Here is a 24,008-nt window from a genome sequence, read left to right as displayed (position 1 = left end):
GTATATAGGCAGGCTTATATGTTTGTTACCTTTCACGTCACGGATTTAGTCCTTTCTGGAGCTGTACATGCAGTTACGACCACTTGTTTTGCTCACTCTGCTCGGTTTTCTGGTCGCCTGCAGCAGCGAAGCCCCCAAGCCCGCCGCACCGGTGCCTGCGCCCGCGCAGGAGAAAAAAGTGCCGGGCATTGAAGAGGTCGGCCCCCTGCCCGCCTATCAGCGTGAAATCAGCGGCAACCTGACCAACGTGCCGGCCGGCGCCGAAGTCGAGATGGCCCTGCTGGTGATCGACGAACGTTCGCGCCCGCAACAACTGCTCGCCAGCAGCGTGTTGACCGGCAACGGCAAACCCCTGGCCTTCCGCCTGCGCTTTAACCCCGAGGCCTTCCCGGCCGGTGCACGGGTTGAATTGCGTGGCCGCGCCAGCCAGTCCGGCCAGTTGATCCTGCACCTGCCCGCCGTGCGCATCACCCAGGCGATCACCCAGACCACCGGCCCCCTGCAACTCGTCAAGGCGCCATGATTGCACCGCTGGACCTGCAACGCGCCTTGAGCGAACTGATCGGTGACGCGCAACTGCTGCCCTGCGCGCTGCCGGGCACCGCGCTGTCGCTGTGGCTGCTGGACGCCGACAATATGGACCGCGCATTCAGCCAGGAAGAAACCCGGCGCATCCTCCATGAGCCGCCGTACTGGAGCTTTTGCTGGGCCAGCGGCCTGGCGTTGGCGCGCTACCTGGCGGCGAATCCGCAGTGGGTCGAGGGCAAGCGCGTGCTGGACTTTGGCGCCGGTTCCGGTGTGGCCGCGATTGCAGCGGCCAAAGCGGGCGCGCTGGAAGTGGTGGCCTGCGACCTGGACCCGCTGGCACTGGCGGCCTGCCGGGCGAATGCCGAACTCAACGGCGTGGAACTGGGTTATTCGGCGGACTTTTTTGCCGAAACCGATCGGTTCGATCTGATCCTCGTCGCCGATGTGCTGTACGACCGCGCCAACCTGCCGCTGCTGGATCACTTCCTCACCCGAGGCCGGGAAGCACTGGTGGCGGATTCGCGGGTGCGGGACTTTCAGCATGCCGATTACCGGCGACTGGAGATCCTTGACGCGCTGACACTGCCGGACCTGGCCGAGCCTTGGGAGTTTCGCAGGGTGAGCCTGTACCATTCGCGGCGCGCTTGAGGCCATCGCGGGCAAGCCCGCTCCCACAGGTGGCCGCATTCTTTTGTGGGAGCTGGCTTGCCTGCGATAGCGTCTTGCATGCACTGCGCTTTCAGCCAATGGCGCCAGCCCTTATAGTTGCCATCATTCCCGCTTTATTCGAGACGCCCCATGAGTGAACCCTCCCCATACATCTTCGACGTCACCACCGCCAACTTCGAACAGGCGGTGATTCAGAATTCTTTCGAAAAACCCGTGCTGGTGGATTTCTGGGCCGAGTGGTGTGCGCCGTGCAAGGCGTTGATGCCGATGCTGGCGCAGATCGCCGAGAGTTATCGGGGTGAGTTGTTGCTGGCCAAGGTCGATTGCGAGGCGCAGCCGGACATCGTCGCGCGTTTCGGCATTCAAAGCCTGCCGACGGTGGTGCTGTTCAAGGATGGCCAACCGGTGGACGGGTTTGCCGGGGCACAACCGGAATCGGCGGTGCGCGCGATGCTTGAGCCCCACGTGCAGATGCCGCCACCGGCGGCGGCGGACCCGCTGGAGCAGGCCCAGGCGCTGTTTGCCGAAGGCCGTATCAGCGATGCCGAAGCCCTGCTGGTGACGCTGCTCGGTGAAGACAATACCAACGCTGCCGCGCTGATCCTGTATGCGCGCTGCCTGGCCGAACGCGGTGAATTGGGCGAAGCCCAGGCCGTGCTGGACGCCGTCAGCGGCGACGATCACAAAGCCGCCCTTGCCGGCGCCAAGGCACAGATCACCTTCCTGCGCCAGGCCGCCGACCTGCCGGACGCCGCCGACCTGAAAAGCCGTCTGGCACAGAACCCGCAAGACGACGAAGCGGCCTACCAGTTGAGCATTCAACAACTGGCGCGCCAGCAATACGACGCGGCGCTCGAAGGCCTGCTCAAGCTGTTCATCCGCAACCGCAGCTACAGCGAAGGCCTGCCGCACAAGACCCTACTGCAAGTGTTCGAGTTGCTGGGCAATGAACACCCGCTGGTGACCGTGTACCGCCGCAAGTTATTCGCCGCGCTGTATTAATCGCCGACCCAATGAAACAGCGGTGTATCCCCGCCGCTGCTCACCTTGACGCTGGCGCTATGGCGCAGGCGCACCAGCAGGCGCTTGCCCGTCGCGGCATCACCGGCCAAACCGTCCAGTTGATCAAGCAATTCCAGGCCGCTTAACTGCCCGGCCTTGCGCAACAGCGCCTGGGCGTTCTGCCACAGGTCGTCATCCTGTTTAACCGGCGGCACCGCAGCCGGCGTACTCGGCGCCGGAGCGGTCTGTAATTGCGCGCCCAGCCGTGCCCAGTCGCCGTCGTCCAGCTCCAGGGTCAAGTCCACCGGCAGGTCGCCGACGGTTCCACGAATTCGCAACATCGTCTTTCTCCTGCATTTTTTCTGACGGGCATGCTCCCATGCGGCTTGCGCAACGCCAAGCGCGCGGTCAAACTCTCGCCACTATTGTTATAAGATCACATAACAAACCTTTCATGTTCTGGAGCCTTCCCATGCACCGTCTGCTGCTCGCTTTGCCGTTTGCCCTGCTGCCACTGGCCGTGGCCCATGCCCATGAAGATCATGACCACGAACACGGCAGCCTCGGCGCCCATGAACATGGCGTGGGCCGCCTCAACGCCGTGCTCGATGGCCAGACCCTGGAGCTTGAGCTGGAAAGCCCGGCGATGAACCTGGTGGGTTTCGAACACCTGGCCACCACCGCCGCCGACAAGGCCAAGGTCGCCGCCGCGCGCAAGCAGCTGGAGAACCCACTGGCGCTGTTCAACCTGCCCAAGGCCGCCGGCTGCGCAGTGAGCACCCAGGAACTGAACAGCCCGTTGTTTGGCGACAAGCCTGAAGCCGATCACGACGATGACGATGATGCTGATGACCACGCCACCGACGGCAAGGGCGCAGCGGCCCACGAACATCACCACGACCACAGCGAAATCCACGCGCACTACCAGTTCACCTGCGCCACGCCGACGGCGCTGAGCAACCTGGACCTGAGCCAGGTGTTCAAGACCTTCCCCGCCACCAAAAAAATTCAGGTACAACTGATCGGCCCGAGCGGCCAACAAGGGGTCGACGCAACGGCCACAGCAACCACCCTGAAGTTCTGATTGCCCATGACCCACGCCTTGATCGAACTGTCTGACCTGAGCTTCAACTGGCCCGGTCACCCGCAGTTGCTGGACATCCCCGCGTTTCGCCTGGAACGCGGGGAAACCCTGTTTCTCAAAGGCCCCAGCGGCAGTGGCAAGACCACCCTGCTCGGGCTCCTCGGCGGTGTGCAGAAGCCCAGCCAGGGCAGCATTCGCCTGCTCGGCCAGGAACTGACCGAACTCTCGGCCGGCGCCCGCGACCGCTTTCGCGTCGACCACACCGGCTATATCTTCCAGCAGTTCAACCTGCTGCCGTTTTTGTCGGTGCGCGAGAACGTCGAGCTGCCCTGCCACTTTTCCAACGTGCGCGCGCAGCGGGCAAGGCAGCGCCACGGCAGTGTGGACAAGGCCGCCGCCGCCCTGCTCGCGCACCTGGGCCTCAAGGATAAAGACCTGCTGGAACGCCGCGCCGACTCGCTGTCCATCGGTCAGCAGCAACGGGTGGCCGCCGCCCGGGCGCTGATCGGCCAGCCGGAACTGGTGATCGCCGACGAACCCACTTCGGCCCTGGACTACGACGCCCGCGAGGCGTTCCTTCAGCTGTTGTTCGCCGAATGCCGCGACGCCGGCGCCAGCCTGCTGTTCGTCAGCCATGACCAGAGCCTGGCGCCGCTGTTCGACCGCAACCTGTCGCTGGCCGAACTCAATCGCGCCGCCATGCCCGCAGAGGTTTGAGATGTATCTGTTCCGTCTAGCCATGGCCAGTCTGGCTAACCGCCGCTTCACCGCGACGCTCACCGCTTTCGCCATCGCGCTTTCCGTGTGCCTGCTGCTGGCCGTGGAGCGCGTGCGGGTCGAGGCGCGCAACAGCTTTGCCAGCACCATCAGCGGCACCGACCTGATTGTCGGCGCCCGCTCGGGTTCGGTGAACCTGCTGCTGTACTCGGTGTTTCGCATCGGCAACGCCACCAACAACATCCGCTGGGACAGCTTTGAGCACTTCGCCGCCAGCCCGCAGGTGAAATGGGCGATCCCGATTTCCCTCGGCGACTCCCATCGCGGCTACCGCGTGATGGGCACCAACTCATCCTACTTCGAGCACTACCAGTACGGCCGCAAGCAGAACCTGGAACTGGCCAGCGGCCGCGCCTTCGCCACTGACCCGTTCGAAGTGGTGCTGGGCGCCGAAGTGGCTGACGCACTGCACTACAAACTGGGCGACAAACTGGTGCTGGCCCACGGCGTGGCGGTGGTCAGCCTGGTCAAGCACGACGACAAACCCTTCACCGTGGTCGGCATTCTCAAGCGCACCGGCACGCCGGTCGACCGCACGCTGCACATCAGCCTGGGCGGCATGGAAGCGATCCATATCGACTGGCACAACGGCGTGCCGGCCCAGGGCAAAGGCCGCATCAGTGCCGATCAGGCGCGCAATATGGACCTCACCCCGCAGGCGATCACCGCGTTCATGCTGGGCCTGAACAACAAGATCTCCACCTTCGCCCTGCAACGGGAGATCAATGAGTTCCGTGGCGAGCCGATGTTGGCGATCCTGCCCGGCGTCGCACTGCAAGAGCTGTGGAGCATGATGGGCACCGCCGAAAAGGCGTTGTTCGTGATCTCGCTGTTCGTGGTACTGACCGGTTTGATCGGCATGCTCACGGCAATCCTCACCAGCCTCAACGAGCGCCGCCGCGAAATGGCGATTTTGCGCTCGGTGGGCGCGCGGCCTTGGCATATCGCAACCCTGCTGATTTTCGAAGCGTTCGCCCTGGCCTTGTCCGGAGTGATCGCCGGCGTCGGCTTGCTGTACGTGTGCATCGCCGCGTCTCGCGGGTACCTGCAGGCCAATTACGGTTTGGACCTGCCGATGTCCTGGCCAAGCCAATATGAATGGACCCTGCTGGCGGGTATTCTCGCCGCGGCGTTGTTGATGGGCAGCGTGCCGGCCTGGCGCGCTTACCGACAATCCCTGGCCGATGGCCTGTCCATACGTTTATGAGGAAGGCTTTGATGCGTCGTGCCCTGTTTGCATGCTTGCTGCTGATCAGCGTGCCCGTCTGGGCGCAGGACCAGCCCAGGGATCTGTCCTGGCAGGAGATGATCCCGCCGGACGCGCCGCCGGAAATCCCCAATATGAAACCGCTGCACGACCTGTCGAACATGGCCGATGCCCTGTCCGTCGAGGCCGCGCCCGCCGCCAAGCAGGACCTGCCCAACGCGCCGGTGGTGCAGAGCCTGGACGGCAAGCACATTCGCCTGCCGGGCTATATCGTGCCACTGGAAGTCAGCGAAGAAGGCCGCACCACCGAGTTCTTGCTGGTGCCGTATTTCGGCGCGTGCATCCACGTGCCGCCGCCGCCGTCGAACCAGATCGTGCATGTGAAAAGCGAAGTCGGCGTGAAGCTCGATGAGCTGTACCAGCCTTATTGGATCGAGGGCGCGATGCAGGTCAAGCCGTCGTCCAGTGAGCTGGCCGATGCCGGTTACCAGATGGATGCCGAGAAGATCTACCTGTACGAACTGCAGGAATAGTCCCGCACCCAAGCACACCAACGAACAACGGTGGGAGCAAGCCCCCTCCCACCGTTTTAATGCACGCATAGCGCCTTTCATTGAGCTGAGTCAAAAGATCGGGCGGTACGATCTTTACCATTGGACGTACACCTTTTAACGTCCTTTTGGAGCTCCCATGAACAAGTCTCTGCTCGGCGCGTCGTTCTTCGCGCTGGCACTCGCCGCCCCGCTCGCCCAGGCTCACGAAGCGGGCGACATCCTGATTCGCGCCGGTGCGATCACCGTGAATCCGAAGGCCGACAGCAGCAGCGTCAAGGTCGATCAAGGCCCCTTGGCCGGTGCCAACCTGGGCGGCAAGGCGACCATGAGCAGCGATACCCAGCTGGGTCTGAACTTCGCCTACATGCTCACCGACCACGTCGGCCTCGAACTGCTCGCGGCCACGCCATTCGAGCATGACGTAAAAATCAAAAACACCGCCCTCGGTGCTGCCAACGGCAAGCTCGGCACCCTCAAGCACCTGCCGCCGACCCTGAGCGTCGTGTACTACCCGCTGGACAACAAATCAGCGTTCCAACCCTACGTCGGCGCGGGCATCAACTACACCTGGATCTACGACGAGCACGTCGGCAGCCGCGCCTCCAACGCTGGCTTCAGCAATTTCAAGGCGGAAAATTCCTGGGGCTGGTCGGCGCAGATCGGCGCCGACTACATGATCAACGACAAGTGGATGATCAACGCCCAGGCGCGCTACATCGACATCAGCACCAAGGCGACAGTGGATAACAACGCGTTGGGCCAGGGCACCCGGGCCAAGGTCAATGTGGATGTCGACCCGATGGTGTACATGGTGGGGATTGGCTACAAGTTCTAAGCAGTCGTTCACAGACAGCACAAAACCAAAGTGGGAGGGGGCTTGCCCCCTCCCACTTTGGGTTGTGTGGTGTGTCAGGTATGCCGGTAAAACCGGTCCAGCAATGCCGGCAACCCCGCCCGCCATGCCCGGGGCTTGATGCCGAAGGTGTGGAGGATTTTCTTGCAGGCCAGCACCGCGTGCTGCGGTTCGTCCGCCGCGTCCGGCCGCGCGGCGTGGGCCTGGGCGGCGGGCGACTCGATGGCCAGCGCACGGAAGTTGCGCGCTTCGGTGAGGATCGCCTGGCCCAACGCCAGCGGCGTGGTGGCCTCGTGGCCGGCGTAATGGTACGTGCCCCACAAAGGCGCTGCGCAATCGAGTTGCTTGAGCACCGAAATGATCACCCGCGCGGCATCGTCCACCGGCGTCGGGTTGCCGCGTCGGTCATCGGCCATCGGCAATTCGCCCGGCTTTTCGGCCTGGGCCAGAAAGCGCCCGAGGGTGCCGTCGGCGCTGTCATCCAGCAGCCAGCCAAACCGCAGCAGCACATGTTGCGGACAGGTGGCGCGCACGCTTTGCTCGATGCGCCACAACGCCTGACCGCGCAGGCCCAATGGCACTGGATCGTCTTTTTCGCTGTAAGCAGTGGCGCGCGAGCCATCGAATACGCGGTAGCTGGACGGTTGCAGCAAGGTGATGCTGTGGTGCTGGCACAATTCGGCCAGACGCTCGATGGCGTATTCCTGAGCAGCCAGACGGGTTTCGCTGACGGCCTCGGCCTGGAACCAGTCGAAATAGTAGGCGAGGTTGATCAATGCATCGGGACGGGTGTCGTCGAGCAATTGGGTGAGGCTCGCGGCATCCCAGCCGTCTTGGGGCGGTTTGGGGGCGAGGAACCCGATGTCTTCCTCTGCACCGAGGCGAATCAGCGCCTGCCCGAGGGCATTCCCGCCGCCCAGTAACATAAGGCGCATTCGCATAGATTGTGCAGGCCCAGTCTGTTTGGAACGATGGTTAGTGTCGGCAGACGTGTATGCCATACCGTGGGGTGTAGCCGGAATCGTTGCATTTTGCGGGTTTGTAGCGCAACCGTCACGGATAAAGTAAGCCTTTGCAACTTGTTGGAGCCGGTGGCATCAATCATTGCATGAACCTTCCTGAATCAACGGACAGGGCATTGGACGGTTTCCACCCCGCCGTCAGCGCCTGGTTTCGCAGCACCTTCCCCGCAGTCACCGGCGCCCAGGCCCAGGCATGGCCGCTGATCCGCCAGCGGCGCTCGACGCTGATCGCCGCGCCGACCGGCTCGGGCAAGACCCTCACGGCCTTCCTCGCGGTGCTCGACGACCTGGTCCAACAGGGCCTGGCCAACGGCGGCCACCTGCCGGACGCGACGCAGGTGGTGTACGTGTCGCCGCTCAAGGCACTGTCCAACGATATCCAGATCAACCTGCAAAACCCGCTGGCCGGGATCAGCGCGCAGTTGCAGCGCCAGGGCCTGGCGCCGCTGGAGATCCGCACCGCCGTGCGCACCGGTGACACCCCGCAAAAAGACCGCGCGTTGATGCGCAAACGCGCGCCGCATATCCTGGTGACCACCCCGGAGTCGCTGTATGTGCTGCTCGGCTCGGACTCCGGCAGGCAAATGCTCGCCAGCACGCGCACGGTCATTGTCGACGAGATCCACGCCATCGCCGCCGGCAAGCGCGGCAGCCACCTGGCGCTGAGCCTGGAGCGCCTGCAAGGCCTGTGCGCCGAGCCGCTGACGCGCATCGGCTTGTCGGCCACGCAAAAACCCATCGAGGCGGTGTCGCGGTTTCTGGTGGGCACCGCGCGCGAGTGCGCCATTGTCGACATCGGCCATGCCCGCCCGCGCGACCTGGGCATCGAAGTGCCGCCAGTGCCGCTCTCGGCGGTCATGGCCAATGACGTCTGGGAACTAGTCTACGATCGCCTCGCGACACTGGCCCGCGAACACCGCACCACGCTGATTTTCGTCAACACCCGGCGCCTGGCCGAACGCCTGGCCCGCCACCTCAGCGAGCGCCTGGGCAAGACCGCCGTGGCCGCGCACCACGGCAGCCTCGCCAAGGAGTTGCGCCTGGACGCCGAGCAACGGCTCAAGGCCGGCGCGTTGCAAGTGCTGATCGCTACCGCGTCGCTGGAGCTGGGGATCGATATCGGCGAGGTGGACCTGGTGTGCCAGATCGGCTCGCCCGGCTCCATCAACGGTTTTTTGCAAAGAGTTGGACGCTCCGGCCATCAGGTCGGCGGCACGCCCAAGGGGCGCCTGTTCGCCACCACCCGCGACGACCTGATCGAATGCGCCGCCCTGCTCGACTGCGTGCGCCGTGGCGAACTGGACACCCTGCACATCCCGGTCGCGCCGCTGGACGTGCTGGCCCAGCAGATCATTGCCGAAGTCAGCGCCCGCGAATGGCCCGAACAAGACCTGCTGGCACTGATCCACCGCGCCGCGCCCTACGCCGCGCTGGATGAACGCCACTACCAGGCGCTGTTGCAGATGCTCGCCGAGGGCTACAACGGGCGCCAGGGCATTCGCAGCGCCTACCTGCACCGCGACGCCCTGACCCGCACCCTGCGCGGTCGCCGGGGCGCCAGGCTGACCGCCGTGACCAGCGGCGGCACCATCCCCGACAACGCCGACTACAGCGTTTTGCTCGAACCCCAGAGCCTGAACATCGGCAGCGTCAACGAAGACTTTGCGGTGGAAAGCATCGCCGGGGACATCTTCCAGCTGGGCAACACCTCCTACCGCATCCTGCGGGTCGAAGCCGGCAAGGTACGGGTCGAGGATGCCCATGGCCAGCCGCCGACCATTCCGTTCTGGCTCGGCGAAATGCCCGGGCGCAGCAACGAGCTGTCCGCCGCCGTGGCACGCTTGCAGGGCCAGTTGGACCGCCTGCTTGGCGCCAGCCCCGGCGACCTGCAACCGGCGCAGGACTGGCTCACCGGCACCCTGGGCCTGAACCGCGCCAGCGCCGAGCAAATCCTCGATTACCTGGCCCGCGCGCGCCTGGCGCTGAGCGCATTACCGTCCCAGGACACGCTGATCATGGAGCGGTTTTTCGACGCGTCCGGCGGCACCCAGTTGATCATTCACACGCCGTTCGGCAGCCGTCTGAATCGCGCCTGGGGCCTGGCGTTGCGCAAGCGTTTTTGCCGCACGTTCAACTTCGAGCTGCAAGCGGCGGCCAGTGAAAACGCGATTGTGCTGTCGCTGTCCACCAGCCACAGCTTTGAGCTGGATGAGGTGTGGCGTTACCTCAACAGCCACAGCGCCGAACACATTCTGATCCAGGCGGTACTGGACGCTCCGCTGTTCGGCGTGCGCTGGCGCTGGAATGCCGGGGTGGCGCTGGCATTGCCGCGCTTTACCGGCGGGCGCAAGGTGGCGCCGCAGATCCAGCGCATGAAAAGCGAAGACCTGATCGCCAGCGTGTTTCCCGACCAGATCGCCTGCCTGGAAAACCTCGCCGGCGAACGTGAAGTGCCCGAACACCCGCTGGTGGAACAGACCCTCGACGACTGCCTGCACGAAGCCATGGACAGCGACGCCTGGCTGGCCCTGCTGCGGCGCATGGAACGCGGCGAGGTGCGCCTGATCAGCCGCGACTTGCCGGCGCCCTCGCCCATGGCGGCGGAAATTCTCAGCGCGCGGCCCTACACCTTTCTCGACGATGCGCCGCTGGAAGAGCGCCGCACCCAGGCCGTGCTCAACCGGCGCTGGAGCGACCCGCAAAGCACCGACGACCTTGGCGCCCTGGATGCCGAGGCCATTGCTGGCGTGCGTGAGGAGGCCTGGCCAACGCCCCATGGCCCGGACGAAATGCATGAAGCGCTGATGAGCCTGGCGTGCATCGCCGAAAGCGAAGTCACGCCGCCATGGGCACAGTGGCTGAACGCGCTGGCGAAGGCCGGGCGCGCCTATCAATTGCCCAACGGGTTGTGGGTCGCCGTCGAACGCCTGAGCTGTTGGCAGGCGATTTATCCTCACGATTTGCCGTTATTGCCCGGCTTCGATGAGCCCTGGACCTTCGAGGACGCAGTGCTCGAAGTGCTGCGTGCGCGCCTCGGTGGTTTTGGTCCGTTGAGTGTGATCGAGATCGCCGCGCCCATCGGGTTGCCGGTGGCCGCCGTGACCCAGGCGTTGGCCCGGCTGGAGCAGGAAGGCTATGTGTTGCGCGGGCATTTCAGCCCCGGCGCCAGCGCAGAGCAATGGTGCGAACGGCACCTGCTGGCGCGTATTCACCGCTACACGGTCAAGCGCCTGCGCCGCGAAATCGAACCGGTGGCGCTGCAGGATTTCATGCGCTTTCTGTTCGACTGGCATCACGTGTCCGAGGCCACCCGTGGCCAGGGCAGCGCGGTGTTGCCGCAGATCGTCGGCCAGTTCGAAGGCTTTGCGGCCGCCACCTCGGCCTGGGACAGTGACCTGCTCAGTGCGCGCATCAAGGACTATTCCTCCACCTGGCTCGATGAGTTGTGCCGCAGCGGCAAGCTGGTGTGGATGCGCTTGAGCGACAAGGCCGGCGCCATGGCCCTGCGCAGCACGCCGGTGGTGCTGTTGCCGCGCAGCCAGGTAGGATTGTGGAGCGGCCTGACCGACCCCGTCGACAGCACCGCGCTGTCGCCCAAGGCACAAAAGGTCCACCTGGCCCTGCGCGAGCACGGCGCGCTGTTTTTTGATGAACTGGTGCACGAAGCCCGTCTGCTGCGCAGCGAGCTGGAAACAGTGTTGCAGGAACTGGTGGGCGCGGGCCTGGTGAATGCCGACAGCTTTGCCGGGCTGCGCGCCCTGACCACGCCCGCCAGCAAGCGCCAGGCGCGCAGCAGCCGGCGCGGGCGCGGTGCGTTTATCGGCGGCATGGACGATGCCGGACGCTGGGCCTTGATCCGCCGCCCGCCCACCGCCGCCGGCCCGCACGCTGCCGAAACCCTCGAACATGTGGCCATGACGCTGCTGCGCCGCTACGGCGTGGTGTTCTGGCGCCTGCTTGAACGCGAGGCGGACTGGTTGCCGAGCTGGCGCGAATTGCTGCGCACCTTCCACCGCCTGGAAGCGCGCGGGGAGATCCGCGGCGGGCGATTTGTGAGCGGCTTGGCGGGTGAGCAGTTTGCGTTGCCCGAGGCGATTCCTCTGCTGCGCGAGGTACGGCGGCGCGCGCACGACGGGAGCCTGGTGGCGGTGTGTGGGGCGGACCCGCTGAACCTGGTGGGCACGCTGTTACCGGGCAGCAAGGTGCCGGCGGTGAGTGGCAATCGGATTGTGTACCGCGACGGGTTGCCGGCGGCGGTTATGGTTGGCGGCAAGCAGCAGGTGCTGGTTGAGGTGGATCAGCAGGCGGTGCAGGAGAAGTTGCTTGGGCGGTCTTGAGGGCCTCATCGGGAGCAAGCCCCCTCCCACACTGGATTGGGTTCACATAGTTCGATGTGTGAACCCATTCCAGTGTGGGAGGGGGCTTGCTCCCGATAGCATCCTCACTGGCTACGCGGCGGCTCGGTAATTTCCACCACCTCTTCAGCGTGCCCCACCCGCTTGGGCAACAGCACCTGCTGTGGATAAGTCTGCGCGAAATGCACCTCGTCACAGTTATCCACAAGCTTCTTCAACCGCTGGTTAAACGCGCGGCTGACTGCATATTGCCCGCCCGACACGGTGCGGAACTGCGCGGTGAGCACCACGCCGTTGAGGTCCATTTTATCGACGCCGAACACTTCCAGCGGCCCTTGCAGGTTGTACTTGAGGAACGCGTCGTCGCGGATCGACTGCCCCGCTTCATGGATCAGTTCCACGGCCTTGTCCACATCGGTGTCGTAGGTGAACTGCACCGAGAAAAACGCGTAGGCAAACTGTCGCGACTGGTTGGTGACCGCCTTGATCTGCCCGAACGGCACCGAATGCACAAAGCCCTTGCCGTCGCGCAGGCGCAGGGTGCGGATGGTCAGGCCTTCGACGGTGCCGGCGTGGCCGGAGTCGAGTACCACCCAGTCGCCGATCGACAAGGTGTCTTCGATGATGATGAACAGGCCCGTGATCACGTCCTGCACCAGTTGCTGGGAGCCGAAACCGATGGCCAGGCCGACCACACCGGCACCGGCCAACAGCGGCGCGACGTTGATGCCCAGGTTGGCCATGGTGGTGATCGCGCAGATCACCACGAGGATGATTTTCACCGCATTGCGCAGCAGCGGCAGGATAGTCTTGACCCGCGTGCTGGGCTGGCGACTGGAGCGTTTGTTGACCGGCGGTTTGAGCGCTTCCTGAATCGCCGTGTCGAGCACCACCCAGAACAGCCAGGTCATCAGCAGGATCAGGCCGATGCTGCTCAGCGAGTCGCTGATGGCGCGCCCGATCGAGTTGCGCTCGGCGAACTCGAACAGCGACACGCCCCAGATACGCCCAAGCACTTCGATAAACGCCACGGCCATCGCGATGCGCAGGATCGCGTGCAGCAAACTGAGGAAGCGCTCCTTGTAGGCGCTGCTGCGCTGGATCGCCACCTGGCTGCGCGACTTGAACAGGTGTTGCAGCACCGTGCTGAGAAACACCGTGCCGATCAGCAGGATTGTGGTGAACAGCGCACAACGCAGCGCCTTCTGATTATCGTCGCCGGCACCGATCAGGTTGATCGCCGAGACCAGCACCATCAGCAGGATCGGCCAGTACCACAGCCCCGAGAAGATACGCAGCGATTGCTGCAACGCAGGGTGCTTGATGCGTTGGGCCAACGACCGATTGCGGATCAAGTGGGCGACCGGACGGCGCAGGCGCACCACCAGCACGCCAAAGATCACCGTGGCGAACAGCCCGGTGAACACCGCGATGCTGCTGGTGATATTGCCGCCCAACTGGCGGGCGATCTGCGGGCTGGTCAAGGCATCGCTGAGGGCGGCGAGGAAGCCGATCAGGAACAGCGGCTTGGGGCAGTAGTCACAAATGATCTGCACCGCCGGACGCTTGTGGCCCACGTTGAACATGACGATGACGCACAACAGCATTGAGGTGGAAAAGATGCCGCTGCTGGTGGCGTAGGCAAGGCACAGCGCCAGCGCGCGCCCCACGGAGGTGGCGAGAAAATGGCTGACGTACAGGGTAAGCGGCAGGCAGATCAGCGCCGGGAGCGTATAGGGCACGACGTAGCCCAGCACATCCAGCAACCGCCCGCGCCGTTCAAAAAACGCGCGCTGGCCCAGGCGTCGCACCATCATCCGGCCCAGCAAGGTCAACAGGCTAAAGGCGCCGATCCAGACGCCGGACAACAACAGGAAATCCCCAGCCACGCTCCACGGTGAGCGGGCTGACGTCTGATTGACCAGGCGCCCGACTTCGTTGGCGGCGCGGTCGGCGCGCAGACGCCACTCGTCAATGAAGTTCTGATTGAGGTCGAGCTTCTGCTGCACGTCGTCAATGCTGGAACTGATCGCGCCGAGCAGTCCGCCTTCCACCAGCAACTCCGGCTTGGCCGGGGCCTCGGCTTCGGGGGCGGTGGCGGGTGCGGTCGCCGCCGCCTGAAGTGCGCCGCTGCCGCAAAACAGCAGCGCGCCGAGTAGCCATGCAGTCTTTAGATTCAGCAAAACACCGGGCTCCTGGGAAAGGGTCTGTAAGGAACTGACGGGTTTGAGCCCTGATCGTTCCCTGTGCGAGGGGGCTCGCTCGCTCCCACACTGGATCTACTGCATTGGAAGCATGCCGTTTGTAGGAATCGGGAAACTTTCCGACAAAAATCACAGTCATCCAACCACGCACTCTTTCCCACGGACCCAACCATGGCGGCGATTCATATCGGCATATCCGGCTGGCGCTATACGCCTTGGCGCGGGGACTTCTATCCCGAGGGGCTGACCCAGAAACGCGAGTTGCAGTTTGCGTCACGTGCCGTCAACAGCATCGAAATCAACGGCTCGTTCTACGCGCTGCAAACGCCCAAGCGCTACGCCGAGTGGTACGCCGATACACCCGAGGGTTTCATGTTCAGCGTCAAGGCGCCGCGTTATATCACGCACATCCTGCGGCTCAAGGATGTGCATGCGCCGCTGGCGAATTTCTTTGCATCCGGCGTGCTGGAATTGAAGGAGAAACTGGGGCCGATCCTGTGGCAATTCCCGCCCAGCTTTAAATTCGATGCGCCGCTGTTCGAAGCCTTTTTGCAGCAACTGCCCGGCGACACGCAACAGGCCGCCGCCCTCGCCCGCCAGCATGAGCCCCGCCTGAACGGCAAGGCGAGCATGCAGGCCCATGGCAAGAGAGCCCTGCGTCACGCCGTGGAAATTCGCCATAAAAGCTTCGCCGTGCCGGCGTTCGTAAAGATGCTCGAAAAATATGGCGTCGCGCTGGTGGTGGCCGATACCGCCGGCAAGTGGCCGTCTATCGAAGACGTCACCGCCACCTTCATGTACCTGCGTCTGCACGGCGACAAGCAGCTGTACGCCAGCGGCTACACCCCTGAAGCCCTCGAACGCTGGGGCGACCGCATTGAGCGGTGGGCCCATGGCAAACAACCGGAGGATGCACACTTGGTCGACCCGCAGCATAAACCCCGCACCCGCAAGCAACGCGATGTGTTCTGTTTCTTCGACAATGACCTCAAGGTGCGCGCGCCTTTCGACGCGCGCCAGTTGCTGCAGCGTTTCGGCCTGGACCAGCACCTGGCCACAGTGCCCGGACAGCTGCCTGAACCCGGGGTGCTGGCATGACCCATCCAGAACCGCTCCCGGTGGTGGCGCCGGACGTTGCCGTCGCCCGTCTTACGGTGCTCACGGTCAATATCCACAAGGGTTTCACCGCGCTGAACCGGCGTTTCATCCTGCCCGAGCTGCGCGAAGCAGTGCGCAGTGTCGGCGCCGACATGGTGTTCCTGCAGGAAATCCACGGCACCCATGAGCAGCATCCCCAGCGCTACAGCGATTGGCCGAACATGCCGCAGTACGAATTTCTCGCCGACAGTATCTGGCCGCAATTCGCCTATGGCCGCAATGCGGTCTACCCCCATGGCGACCATGGCAATGCGCTGCTGTCGAAATTCCAGATCGTGCGCTACGAGAACCTCGACATTTCCCAGAGCGGCCACGAAAACCGTGGCCTGCTGCATTGCGTGTTACGCCTGCCCGGCAGCGGCCAGGAGGTGCATGCGATCTGCATGCACCTGGGCCTGCGCGAGGTGCATCGCCAGCAGCAACTGCGCCTGCTCGAGCAGCGCATTGGCGAAATACCCGCCGACGCGCCGCTGGTGGTCGCCGGCGACTTCAACGATTGGCGCCAGCGTGCCGACCTCAGCCAGAGCGGCCTGCAGGAAGTATTCATGCAGTCTTCGGGCAAACACGCGCGCACCTTCCCCGCGCGCTTGCCGCTGCTGGCGCTGGACCGCATCTACGTGCGCAACGTGACGGTGCATAACCCCCGCGTGCTGAATACCCGGCCCTGGTCCCACCTCTCAGACCATGTGCCGCTGTCGGTGGAGATTGAGCTATGAATATTGCGGTGGAGCATATCGCGACCGATCAGCCGCCGGATGAGGCCAAGGCCCGCGACCTGGATTACGGCTGGCAGAGTGGCAACCAGGTGGAGTTGCTGGAGAACGGCGAGGCGTACTTCCCCAGGGTCTTCGATGCCATGCGCGCGGCGCAGCGAGAGATCCTGCTGGAGACGTTTATCCTGTTCGAGGACAAGGTCGGCCATGAGCTGCAAGGCATTCTGATCGAGGCAGCCCAACGTGGCGTGAAGGTGGTGGTCAGCCTGGATGGCTTCGGCTGTGGCGAGCTGAGCGCGGCGTTTCTTGCAGCGCTGGCAGATGCCGGGGTGATGGTGCAGATGTTCGACCCGGCGTCCAAGACCCTGGGCATTCGCACCAACTGGTTTCGCCGCCTGCACCGCAAGATCGTGGTGGTGGATGCCGAGGTCGCGTTTATTGGCGGGATCAACTTTTCGGCCGACCATCTGGGCGATTTCGGCCCCGAGGCCAAGCAGGATTATTCGGTGCAGGTGACAGGCCCGGCGGTGGCCGACCTGCATCACTTTGCCCTGGCGCAAAGCGGTCGTCAGGTGCGCACGCGGCGTGGCTGGCGTCGTCGCCAGCAGCGGCCTTCGCCGTGGGCCACCGACAGCGGTGAGGGCCTGGTTCGCCTGATCTATCGCGACAACCTGCAGCATCGCGACGACATCGAAGAAGCGTATATCTACGCCCTGAGCCAGGCGAAAAAACGTGCGGTGATCGCCAACGCGTATTTCTTCCCCGGTTACCGTTTGCTGCGCGAAATTCGCAATGCGGCACGGCGCGGCGTGCAGGTGCAGTTGATCATGCAGGGCCAGCCCGATGTGCTGCTGGCCAAACTGGCGGCGCGCATGCTCTACGACTATCTGCTCAAGGACGGCGTGGTGATCCACGAATACTGCCAGCGCCCGCTGCACGGCAAGGTGGCGCTGGTGGACGACGACTGGAGCACGGTGGGTTCGAGCAACCTCGACCCGTTAAGCCTGGCGCTGAACCTGGAGGCCAACGTGCTGATTCGCGACCGCGCGTTCAATCAGCAGCTGTACGACAGCCTGGAAACCCTCAGCAAAAACCACTGCCAGGTCATCCCGGCAAAGCACAAGCCGCGCCTGTGGCTGTGGCGCCTGACCGTCGGCTTCCTGGTGTTCCATGTGATGCGCCACTTCCCGGCGCTGACCGGCTGGCTGCCAGCGCACAAACCCCGCTTGAAACCTTTCGAGAGCCAGGCCCATGACTGACCACACAGGCTCACGCTTCAAGCGCTGGAAGAAGCCACTGACCATCGCCTTCTTCCTGCTGTTGATTGTGCTGTTCACGATGCTTGCGCGGCGGATCGACTGGAGCGAAGTGATCCAGACCCTGGGCGATTTCAAATGGCGCACCTTGCTGATCGCCGCCGGGCTGACCTTGTGCAGTTTTCTGGTGTACGCGTGCTTCGACCTGATCGGCCGCACCTACATCGGCCAGCCATTGCGCTGGAAGCAGATTTTGCCGGTGGGCTTTATCAGCTATGCGTTCAACCTGAATCTGAGCGCGTGGGTCGGCGGGATCGCCATGCGTTATCGGTTGTATTCGCGGCTGGGGGTGAGCACCGGCAATATCGCCAAGATCCTCGGGCTGAGCCTGGCGACCAACTGGTTCGGCTACATGGCCCTGGCCGGGGTGGTGTTCAGCAGCGGGCTGGTGACCATGCCACCGGGATGGAAGGTCAGCACGACGGCATTGCAGGGGATTGGCGCGCTGCTGGTGCTGGTCAGCCTGGGCTACCTGGCGGCCTGTCAGTTCTCGAAGAAGCGCGCGTGGTCGATTCGCGGCATCGAGATCAACCTGCCTTCGCTGCGCATGGCGTGCCTGCAATTGGCGCTGGGCGCATTGAACTGGTCGCTGATGGCGGCGGTGATTTTCACCCTGCTGCCTGCCAAGCTGGATTACCCGCTGGTGTTGGGGGTGTTGCTGATCAGCGCGATTGCCGGGGTGGTGACGCATATCCCGGCCGGGCTTGGGGTGCTCGAGGCGGTGTTTATCGGGCTGTTGCAACATGAGGCGTCGCGGGGCAGTTTGTTGGCGGGGTTGATTGCGTATCGGGCGATTTATTTTATTTGCCCGTTGCTGATTGCGTTGGTGATGTACCTGGGCGTGGAGGCGAAGGCCAAGGCGCTGCGGGTGAAGAAGACGCCGGCTTGATTGTGGGTGATTGACATACCGCCATCGGGAGCAAGCCCCCTCCCACACGTTGAATGCATTTCAAATGTGGAAGGGGCTTGCTCCCGATGGCGGTTATCGAGCCTGGATAATGCTCAACCGTTCACCCACCACCATCTCCGTAATCCAGTCCACCAGGATCGAGGTATAGGCCTGCTGCGACACCGGATCGCTCAACGAATGGTCGGCGCCATCGATGATGCGGTGCGTCAGGGAATGGGTCTGCTGGCACGCCGCGCGGTAACTCATGATGGTGGCGTGGGGCACGTGGTCGTCGGTTTCCGACTCGACGATCAACACATCACCGGTAAACGCCGAACAGGCGTGCAAGGCGCGATTGGTGTCGGCACGCACCAGGGTGCTGCGGTAATCCATCAGGTCCATCTTGTTCAGGTCACGCTTGGGCTTGAGCCATTCTTCGTCGCGGTACAGCGCCGGCACGCGCAGCGCCAGCCAGCGTACCGGGCGCAATGAGGTGAGAATCGCCGCGAGGTAGCCACCATAGCTGGTGCCCACCACCGCCACGGCCGAGGTGTCGATGGCCGGGTGGGCGAGCAGACGGTCGTAGGCCGCCAGCAGGTCGCGCAGGTTGTCTTCGCGGGTGACGCGGGCCAGCGGAATGCCGGCGCCGGCATGGCCGCGCAGGTCGAAGGTCAGGCACACGCAGCCCAGACCTGCGATGCCTTTGGCGCGTTCCAGGTCGCGTTCCTGGCTGCCGCCCCAGCCGTGCACGAACAACACGCCGGGGACTTTGGATTTGGGACTGAGGAATGTCCCGCTCATGTGTTCGTCGTCTATCTCGATTGCAATGCTTTCGCTTCTAGCCGTCATAAGATTTAACCGTTACGTACTTGAGAAGAAAGTCGCTGTTTTCGGCCGGGCCGCGATACACCTCGATGGCCTGCGCCGGAAGCGGCTGGTCCTCGTAGGTTTCCACCGATGACACATGAATGGCTTTGAGGCCCGGGTGGTTGATGAAACTTTGCAGCGCCGCGACTTCCGCGCTGCTGGCCCCGCCCATGCGCCAGGATTGTTCGAGCACGCCGCTACGGCGCTGGCCGTCGCTGTCCAGGCCCTGGGCGATGTCGTAATTGCGCCGCGAGGCATAGAACCCAGGGTAGGCCTCATCGGCGGCGCTGTCGAAAACCTGGGCCTGTTCGATGGCTTCACGCACGTCGACGGGCAGGCCGAGGGCGAGCAGGTCGTCGTAGTCGCCGGGCACCACGATCAGGTCGGAGCCGCCGTACACCTCATCACCGTTTGCGTCATGCGTGAGGTATTGCTCGCCGCAGTAGCTGAACACATGGTCGCCGATATAGCTCTGGCCCACGCTGTGGGTGATCACCTCGTGCAAGTCCTGCTCAAGCACTGCGCCATCGCTGAACAATTGCTCGGCGCCGTCCCGTTTGAGCAGCGCATCGAACTCATCAAGGCTGCGAATGACTACCTGGCCGCGCCCGGCGCAGGCATGCACCGGTTTCAGGCGAATCGGCCCGCTGTAGAGCAGGCGCTCAGCGGCGGCACGGGCGTCCTGCAAGGCAAATACGCTGAGGCCGTCGAGCACGACGGGCCTGACAAGTTCGCAGAACAACGGCGACCAGCCCTCCGGCGCCGTTGCATCGGGCCCGAGCAGGCCATGGCTGATGGCTTTGGTGCAGATGAAGTCGTGATCGACATAACCGCCCCACAGGTCTTCGGGGCCCTGGATGTTGAGCGCGCGGGCCTGGGCCGGACCCACCAGCGTCTGCGTGGGCAGTATGTAAAGGTCGCGGCCGGCATGGACCTTGGGATCGAAGCTGCCGGCGAACTCCAGCCCGAGTATCTGCGCCAGCCAACGGGCCAGTGCACGGTTGGTTTCCACTTCATGCTGCGGCGCGCCCTCTCTTGTGGAGTGAGCGACCACCAGTTTCCTGCGTTGAGTCGCGTTCATGCGGCCCCCTTGCTTCCTGCCAGGTATGTAAATGAGAGGTTGCAGGGATCAGGCCAAGGCGCGGTTGAGGCGCAGGGTTTTAAAATCAATCAGTTGCCGAATGGGCGATAGCAGTTGGCCTGTTTTATTTTGCACGACGCCACGTGCAGGGCGTGGCGTTCTGCACGATTCACCGCCACAAGGAGCGCGCCAATCCAGTGGGCGAAAGGCCAGGGCGCCAGCTAAGATAGCGGTCTGCTCAACTCATCACGAGGCAAAACCCATGGCCAAGCAGGCGCTCATTCTGATCGATATCCAGAACGACTACTTCCCCCAGGGCAAGTGGCCGCTCGTCGACGTGGACGCGGCGGCGGACAAGGCGGCGCAGGTGCTGCAGGCGTTTCGTCAGGCGGGCGATGCCGTGATTCACGTGCGCCATGAATTCACCGCCGAGGATGCGCCCTTCTTCACTCCAGGCTCGGAAGGCGCGCAGTTGCACCCCAAGGCACTCAACGAAGGCAGCGAGCCGGTGGTGCTTAAACATTTCGTGAATGCGTTTCGCGAAGCCGATCTGCGCGCTCTGCTGGAACGACGCAGCATCACCGACGTGGTGGTGGTGCGCGCAGCGGCGGACCTGGGCTACAAGGTCACGGTGATCCACGATGCCTGCGCCACGCGGGATCTTGAATTCAATGGCAAGGTCATCCCGGCGACGCAGGTGCATGATGCATACATGGCGGCGCTGGCGTTCGGTTATGCGAGCGTGGTGTCGGCGGATGAGTACCTGAAGGCGCAGACGGCGGCCGTGTGACCGCCCTGTGAAGCGTCAGCGAGTGGCGATGATGAACAGGCGCGGAAATGGCAACAGCACGCTGCCGTCGCTCAGGGCTGGGTAGGCTTTGGTAATCCTCGTCTGGTATTCGCGTAGGAACGCGGCCTTTTCGTCATCGCTCAAAGGCGCGAGAAACGGCCGCAACCCCGAGCCCTTGAACCATTCCACTACCGCCGCGTGGTCGGCCAGCGGGTGCTGGTAGGTGGTGCGCCAAACATCCACGGTGCTGCAATGCTGGCTCAGCAACTCGTAGTAGTAGCTCGCGGGGTGACGCGGATTGTGCTTGAACGCTCCGATCTTCGCCGACCAGGGCCCCTGTGCCGCCACGTCGCGGGCCAGTTGGTGGGCAGGCTCGTCGAGGTTATCCGGCGTTTGCACCGCCAGCGTGCCGCCCGGCGTCAGATGACTGACCAGGTGCGGGTAGAGCGTGGCGTGGTCGGGCAGCCATTGCAGAGAGGCGTTGGCGAGAATCACATCGAATTGCCGCGCCGGGTTCCAGGCGCCGATATCCGCCAGCTCGAAATCAAGGTTAGGCAGACGCTGACGGGCGTCGAGCAACATGTCATCGGAACTGTCCATGCCGGTGACCTGCGCCTGCGGATAGCGCTCGGCCAACACCTGCGTTGAGTTACCGGGGCCGCAGCCCAGGTCGACGGCGCTGTGCACGTCGACATTCGGGATGGCCGCGACCAGATCGCGGACGGGACGGGTACGTTGTTGCTCGAACAAGGTGTATTGCTTGGCAGACCAGGTCATCGCGGTTTTCCTTCTGCGTGGTGTAAAAACTGCACCAGTCTGCCAGAACTCATTCACACGACGGCTGCCAATAAATGCGTCCTTTTGTTTCCCTACAGTTTGAACCGCGAAACCACCGTACGCAGCTCCCCCGCCAGCAACGACAGCTCCTGCGCCGTCGCAGCGTTGTCTTCGATGCCCTCCATCAACGTGATACTGCCGTTGCGAATTTCGGTCACGTTGCGGTTGATGTCTTCGGACACGGCGTGTTGCTGCACCGCTGCGCTGGCGATCTGCGTGTTCATGCCGACGATCTGGTCAACGCCATCATTGATTGCATCCAGGCTGGTCGAGGCTTGTTGAGCAGACTCGAGACAGGCCTGCGCGCGCAACTTGCCCGACTTCATCTGCTCCACGGCCGCGGACGTCGCCAGTTGCAGCTCCTGGATAATGGTGCGGATTTCTTCGGTTGAGTTCTGCGTGCGCGAGGCCAGGGTTCGGACCTCGTCCGCCACCACCGCAAAGCCGCGGCCCTGCTCACCGGCACGGGCCGCCTCGATGGCGGCATTCAACGCCAGCAGGTTGGTTTGATCGGCGATGTTACGGATCACTTCAATAACCCCGCCGATCTGCTGGCTGTGCTGGGCTAGCGCGGAGACTTTCTGCGCGCTGCGCTCCACTTCTTCGGCCAGGGCTTCGATGGTGACGCGGGTTTCCTGCATCTTCGCAAGGCCTGCGATCGAAGACTGACTGGCATGCCCGGCGGCATGGGCGGCGCCCTCGGTGTTCTGCGCCACATCGGCAACGCTGGCGGTCATCTCGTTGATGGCCGTGGCGACTTGCTCGGTTTCGCTTTGCTGCACATTCATCGAGCGTTTGGCCACGTCGATAGACACGCCCATGCGCGCGGCCGCCTCGGACACCGATTGCGAACTGCGCTCAACCTGCGCCAGCGACGCACTGAAGGCCTGCACCATCGCGTTGAGAGCGTTGCCCACGTCGGCCATTTCATCGTTGCCGCGCACCGGAATGCGCGTGCTCAGGTCGCCCTGGGCAATCAGCTGCGTGGCACTCAACACATCGTTGAGGGTGCGCCGCATGGCGCTGTAGATGCCGCTGAAGGCGTACACCAGCAACAGGCCAAGCCCGGCCAGCATGCCGAGGATGAGCAGGCGCTCTGCGCTTTTTTCCTGGACACGGCGTTCGAGTCTCTTCAACAGCGCGTCTTGCAGGGTGTCCTGCGCCTTGTACAACTCGGCGACTACCGCGTTGCCCTTGGCCGGCAGGTTCTGCACGCCGCTGATGGTGTCGGTGGTGGAGCCAATCATCAGATCAAGATCGGCGCGAAAACCCTCCAGGCTCGCAAAGGCACTGGTAATCGGTGCCTGAATGCGATCGGCCAGGGCCGGCTCGCGACGACGCAAAAGGTCCAGGCTCTGCTGGAGCTCCTTGTGGATCATCACCTCGTTCTTGAGCATCGCCCTGATCACGCCACGCGTGCCCGGGCTCAATACCTGCCCCTCATGCAGCCCACTGACCAGACCGCGCAATTGGCCGACGATATTGATCTGGCGCGGCAACCGCAAGGTGCTCTGGTCGATCATGAACAGCGAGGCAAAGTCTTCATCGAGCACCATGCCCGAGGTGGCCGATACGTAATAAACGAAGTTCAGGGTTTCGGTGAGTTGATCGTTCCACTCGTCGAAGGTAGTGCTCGGGTTGGCGTCGCCCTTGGCCAGCTCAATCAGGCGCTGCGCCCCGGCACGCAGGCGCTGCACGCGGTCACCGGTTTCGAGCTGGGCGTTGAACTGGCGGTCGGTGGTGGCCAGTTTAGAAAATGCGTCTTCCAGCTTTGCCTGGTTGGCGGAAAGATCGGGCTGCGCGCTCTTGTCACCGCTGAGCAGGCGGTTGGTGAGTGCGCGTTGCAACATCGACAAGCGCAGCACAGGGGTCACGTCCAACAGATAGCGTTGGCCCGATTGTTCGGAGCGGATGACTTCTAGACTCTCGTTGATCTGGTGGACGATACGGGAGCCAAGCAGCACCAGAGGGATCAGGACGATGATTGCCAGCACGCCGAATTTGGTAGGGAAACGTAAACGGCTGGCCAGGTGTACGGCAGGAGCAAGGATATTCATACAGTTCTCACAGCCCGCAATGGGACAGTTTGTGGAAGGTTTATA

The 24,008-nt window shown here is 63.5% G+C and carries 21 protein-coding genes; 14 read left to right on the top strand and 7 right to left on the bottom strand.

From position 1 onward, the window contains the following. Positions 1-67 precede the first annotated feature (67 nt). The 3 genes from ACXX81_RS01140 to trxA all read left to right on the top strand — a co-directional run bounded on the left by ACXX81_RS01140 (position 68) and on the right by trxA (position 2,199). Complete coding sequence (locus ACXX81_RS01140; RefSeq protein WP_003232489.1) at positions 68-523, top strand: YbaY family lipoprotein; 456 nt, start codon at positions 68-70, stop codon at positions 521-523. Next, complete coding sequence (locus ACXX81_RS01135) at positions 520-1,176, top strand: class I SAM-dependent methyltransferase (RefSeq protein ID WP_322212031.1); 657 nt, start codon at positions 520-522, stop codon at positions 1,174-1,176. The genes ACXX81_RS01140 and ACXX81_RS01135 overlap by 4 nt, the downstream gene beginning before the upstream one ends. 150 nt (positions 1,177-1,326) lie before the next feature. After that, entirely contained in the window at positions 1,327-2,199 is an 873-nt protein-coding gene (trxA, locus tag ACXX81_RS01130) for a thioredoxin (RefSeq protein ID WP_209985342.1), read from the top strand. On the opposite strand, the gene ACXX81_RS01125 is transcribed toward trxA, so the two are convergent. Beyond that, the gene (locus ACXX81_RS01125; RefSeq protein WP_322212032.1) at positions 2,196-2,540 is read right to left on the bottom strand and encodes a hypothetical protein; all 345 of its coding nucleotides are present in this window, start codon (positions 2,538-2,540) and stop codon (positions 2,196-2,198) included. The two genes, trxA and ACXX81_RS01125, sit on opposite strands and share 4 nt — an antisense overlap. A 131-nt stretch (positions 2,541-2,671) precedes the next feature. Between ACXX81_RS01125 and ACXX81_RS01120 the strand changes: the two genes are divergently transcribed. From ACXX81_RS01120 to ACXX81_RS01100, 5 genes are all read left to right on the top strand, one after another. Further along, the gene (locus tag ACXX81_RS01120; protein WP_458571083.1) at positions 2,672-3,283 is read left to right on the top strand and encodes a DUF2796 domain-containing protein; all 612 of its coding nucleotides are present in this window, start codon (positions 2,672-2,674) and stop codon (positions 3,281-3,283) included. A 6-nt stretch (positions 3,284-3,289) separates the two neighbouring features. Further along, entirely contained in the window at positions 3,290-4,000 is a 711-nt protein-coding gene (locus ACXX81_RS01115) for an ABC transporter ATP-binding protein (protein ID WP_209985351.1), read from the top strand. Position 4,001: 1 nt separating this feature from the next. Beyond that, the gene (locus ACXX81_RS01110; RefSeq protein WP_231423541.1) at positions 4,002-5,267 is read left to right on the top strand and encodes an ABC transporter permease; all 1,266 of its coding nucleotides are present in this window, start codon (positions 4,002-4,004) and stop codon (positions 5,265-5,267) included. 11 nt (positions 5,268-5,278) lie between these two features. Next, on the top strand, positions 5,279-5,800 hold the full coding sequence (locus ACXX81_RS01105) for a DUF3299 domain-containing protein (protein WP_209985358.1): 522 nt from the start codon (positions 5,279-5,281) through the stop codon (positions 5,798-5,800). Positions 5,801-5,957: 157 nt separating this feature from the next. Continuing rightward, entirely contained in the window at positions 5,958-6,656 is a 699-nt protein-coding gene (locus ACXX81_RS01100) for an OmpW/AlkL family protein (protein WP_338478644.1), read from the top strand. A gap of 74 nt (positions 6,657-6,730) precedes the next feature. Here the strand turns inward: ACXX81_RS01100 and ACXX81_RS01095 are convergent, their stop codons facing one another. Continuing rightward, complete coding sequence (locus tag ACXX81_RS01095; RefSeq protein WP_231423542.1) at positions 6,731-7,615, bottom strand: sugar nucleotide-binding protein; 885 nt, start codon at positions 7,613-7,615, stop codon at positions 6,731-6,733. Between the two features lie 167 nt (positions 7,616-7,782). Between ACXX81_RS01095 and ACXX81_RS01090 the strand changes: the two genes are divergently transcribed. Then, positions 7,783-12,033, top strand: a complete 4,251-nt coding sequence (locus ACXX81_RS01090) for an Lhr family helicase (protein WP_458571082.1) — start codon at positions 7,783-7,785, stop codon at positions 12,031-12,033. Between the two features lie 104 nt (positions 12,034-12,137). Here ACXX81_RS01090 and ACXX81_RS01085 read toward each other — a convergent pair whose 3' ends face one another. Further along, positions 12,138-14,234 carry a mechanosensitive ion channel family protein gene (locus ACXX81_RS01085; protein ID WP_458571081.1) on the bottom strand — a complete coding sequence of 699 codons (2,097 nt, stop codon included), beginning with the start codon at positions 14,232-14,234 and terminating at the stop codon, positions 12,138-12,140. A gap of 192 nt (positions 14,235-14,426) precedes the next feature. On the opposite strand from ACXX81_RS01085, the gene ACXX81_RS01080 reads away from it, so the two are divergent. Genes ACXX81_RS01080 through ACXX81_RS01065 form a run of 4 tightly spaced genes read left to right on the top strand, consistent with a single transcriptional unit; the run spans position 14,427 to position 18,331 of the window. After that, complete coding sequence (locus ACXX81_RS01080) at positions 14,427-15,353, top strand: DUF72 domain-containing protein (RefSeq protein ID WP_322212036.1); 927 nt, start codon at positions 14,427-14,429, stop codon at positions 15,351-15,353. Then, complete coding sequence (locus ACXX81_RS01075; RefSeq protein ID WP_209985374.1) at positions 15,350-16,129, top strand: endonuclease/exonuclease/phosphatase family protein; 780 nt, start codon at positions 15,350-15,352, stop codon at positions 16,127-16,129. Before ACXX81_RS01080 ends, ACXX81_RS01075 begins: the two co-directional genes overlap by 4 nt. Further along, a complete protein-coding gene (gene clsB / locus ACXX81_RS01070) occupies positions 16,126-17,385 on the top strand; it encodes a cardiolipin synthase ClsB (protein ID WP_458571080.1) in 1,260 nt (419 codons plus the stop codon). The genes ACXX81_RS01075 and clsB overlap by 4 nt, the downstream gene beginning before the upstream one ends. Next, positions 17,378-18,331, top strand: coding sequence for a lysylphosphatidylglycerol synthase domain-containing protein (locus ACXX81_RS01065; protein ID WP_458571079.1), 954 nt, complete (start codon positions 17,378-17,380; stop codon positions 18,329-18,331). Before clsB ends, ACXX81_RS01065 begins: the two co-directional genes overlap by 8 nt. A gap of 93 nt (positions 18,332-18,424) precedes the next feature. Here ACXX81_RS01065 and ACXX81_RS01060 read toward each other — a convergent pair whose 3' ends face one another. After that, the gene (locus ACXX81_RS01060) at positions 18,425-19,180 is read right to left on the bottom strand and encodes an alpha/beta hydrolase family protein (RefSeq protein WP_231423548.1); all 756 of its coding nucleotides are present in this window, start codon (positions 19,178-19,180) and stop codon (positions 18,425-18,427) included. Continuing rightward, positions 19,170-20,279, bottom strand: a complete 1,110-nt coding sequence (locus ACXX81_RS01055; RefSeq protein WP_209985385.1) for a DUF3182 family protein — start codon at positions 20,277-20,279, stop codon at positions 19,170-19,172. Before ACXX81_RS01055 ends, ACXX81_RS01060 begins: the two co-directional genes overlap by 11 nt. Before the next feature lie 262 nt (positions 20,280-20,541). On the opposite strand from ACXX81_RS01055, the gene ACXX81_RS01050 reads away from it, so the two are divergent. After that, positions 20,542-21,069: a cysteine hydrolase family protein gene (locus ACXX81_RS01050; RefSeq protein ID WP_458571078.1), complete on the top strand. Its 528-nt coding sequence runs from the start codon at positions 20,542-20,544 to the stop codon at positions 21,067-21,069. Between the two features lie 15 nt (positions 21,070-21,084). Here the strand turns inward: ACXX81_RS01050 and tam are convergent, their stop codons facing one another. Then, complete coding sequence (gene tam / locus ACXX81_RS01045; protein ID WP_209985391.1) at positions 21,085-21,846, bottom strand: trans-aconitate 2-methyltransferase; 762 nt, start codon at positions 21,844-21,846, stop codon at positions 21,085-21,087. Positions 21,847-21,938: 92 nt separating this feature from the next. Further along, the gene (locus ACXX81_RS01040) at positions 21,939-23,963 is read right to left on the bottom strand and encodes a methyl-accepting chemotaxis protein (protein ID WP_458571077.1); all 2,025 of its coding nucleotides are present in this window, start codon (positions 23,961-23,963) and stop codon (positions 21,939-21,941) included. Positions 23,964-24,008 lie beyond the last annotated feature (45 nt).

This window comes from Pseudomonas sp. GNP013, from assembly GCF_054343995.1.
Note: the sequence above shows the minus strand (reverse complement) of the source record. Positions and strands in the feature narration are given on the sequence as shown.

Bases quoted from the DNA above. Each gene is read 5' to 3' on its own strand.
- ACXX81_RS01140 (WP_003232489.1), top strand. From the start codon at position 68: ATGCAGTTACGACCACTTGTTTTGCTCACTCTGCTCGGTTTTCTGGTC.
- ACXX81_RS01135 (WP_322212031.1), top strand. From the start codon at position 520: ATGATTGCACCGCTGGACCTGCAACGCGCCTTGAGCGAACTGATCGGT.
- trxA (WP_209985342.1), top strand. From the start codon at position 1,327: ATGAGTGAACCCTCCCCATACATCTTCGACGTCACCACCGCCAACTTC.
- ACXX81_RS01125 (WP_322212032.1), bottom strand. From the start codon at position 2,540: ATGTTGCGAATTCGTGGAACCGTCGGCGACCTGCCGGTGGACTTGACC.
- ACXX81_RS01120 (WP_458571083.1), top strand. From the start codon at position 2,672: ATGCACCGTCTGCTGCTCGCTTTGCCGTTTGCCCTGCTGCCACTGGCC.
- ACXX81_RS01115 (WP_209985351.1), top strand. From the start codon at position 3,290: ATGACCCACGCCTTGATCGAACTGTCTGACCTGAGCTTCAACTGGCCC.
- ACXX81_RS01110 (WP_231423541.1), top strand. From the start codon at position 4,002: ATGTATCTGTTCCGTCTAGCCATGGCCAGTCTGGCTAACCGCCGCTTC.
- ACXX81_RS01105 (WP_209985358.1), top strand. From the start codon at position 5,279: ATGCGTCGTGCCCTGTTTGCATGCTTGCTGCTGATCAGCGTGCCCGTC.
- ACXX81_RS01100 (WP_338478644.1), top strand. From the start codon at position 5,958: ATGAACAAGTCTCTGCTCGGCGCGTCGTTCTTCGCGCTGGCACTCGCC.
- ACXX81_RS01095 (WP_231423542.1), bottom strand. From the start codon at position 7,615: ATGCGAATGCGCCTTATGTTACTGGGCGGCGGGAATGCCCTCGGGCAG.
- ACXX81_RS01090 (WP_458571082.1), top strand. From the start codon at position 7,783: ATGAACCTTCCTGAATCAACGGACAGGGCATTGGACGGTTTCCACCCC.
- ACXX81_RS01080 (WP_322212036.1), top strand. From the start codon at position 14,427: ATGGCGGCGATTCATATCGGCATATCCGGCTGGCGCTATACGCCTTGG.
- ACXX81_RS01075 (WP_209985374.1), top strand. From the start codon at position 15,350: ATGACCCATCCAGAACCGCTCCCGGTGGTGGCGCCGGACGTTGCCGTC.
- clsB (WP_458571080.1), top strand. From the start codon at position 16,126: ATGAATATTGCGGTGGAGCATATCGCGACCGATCAGCCGCCGGATGAG.
- ACXX81_RS01065 (WP_458571079.1), top strand. From the start codon at position 17,378: ATGACTGACCACACAGGCTCACGCTTCAAGCGCTGGAAGAAGCCACTG.
- ACXX81_RS01060 (WP_231423548.1), bottom strand. From the start codon at position 19,180: ATGACGGCTAGAAGCGAAAGCATTGCAATCGAGATAGACGACGAACAC.
- ACXX81_RS01055 (WP_209985385.1), bottom strand. From the start codon at position 20,279: ATGAACGCGACTCAACGCAGGAAACTGGTGGTCGCTCACTCCACAAGA.
- ACXX81_RS01050 (WP_458571078.1), top strand. From the start codon at position 20,542: ATGGCCAAGCAGGCGCTCATTCTGATCGATATCCAGAACGACTACTTC.
- tam (WP_209985391.1), bottom strand. From the start codon at position 21,846: ATGACCTGGTCTGCCAAGCAATACACCTTGTTCGAGCAACAACGTACC.
- ACXX81_RS01040 (WP_458571077.1), bottom strand. From the start codon at position 23,963: ATGAATATCCTTGCTCCTGCCGTACACCTGGCCAGCCGTTTACGTTTC.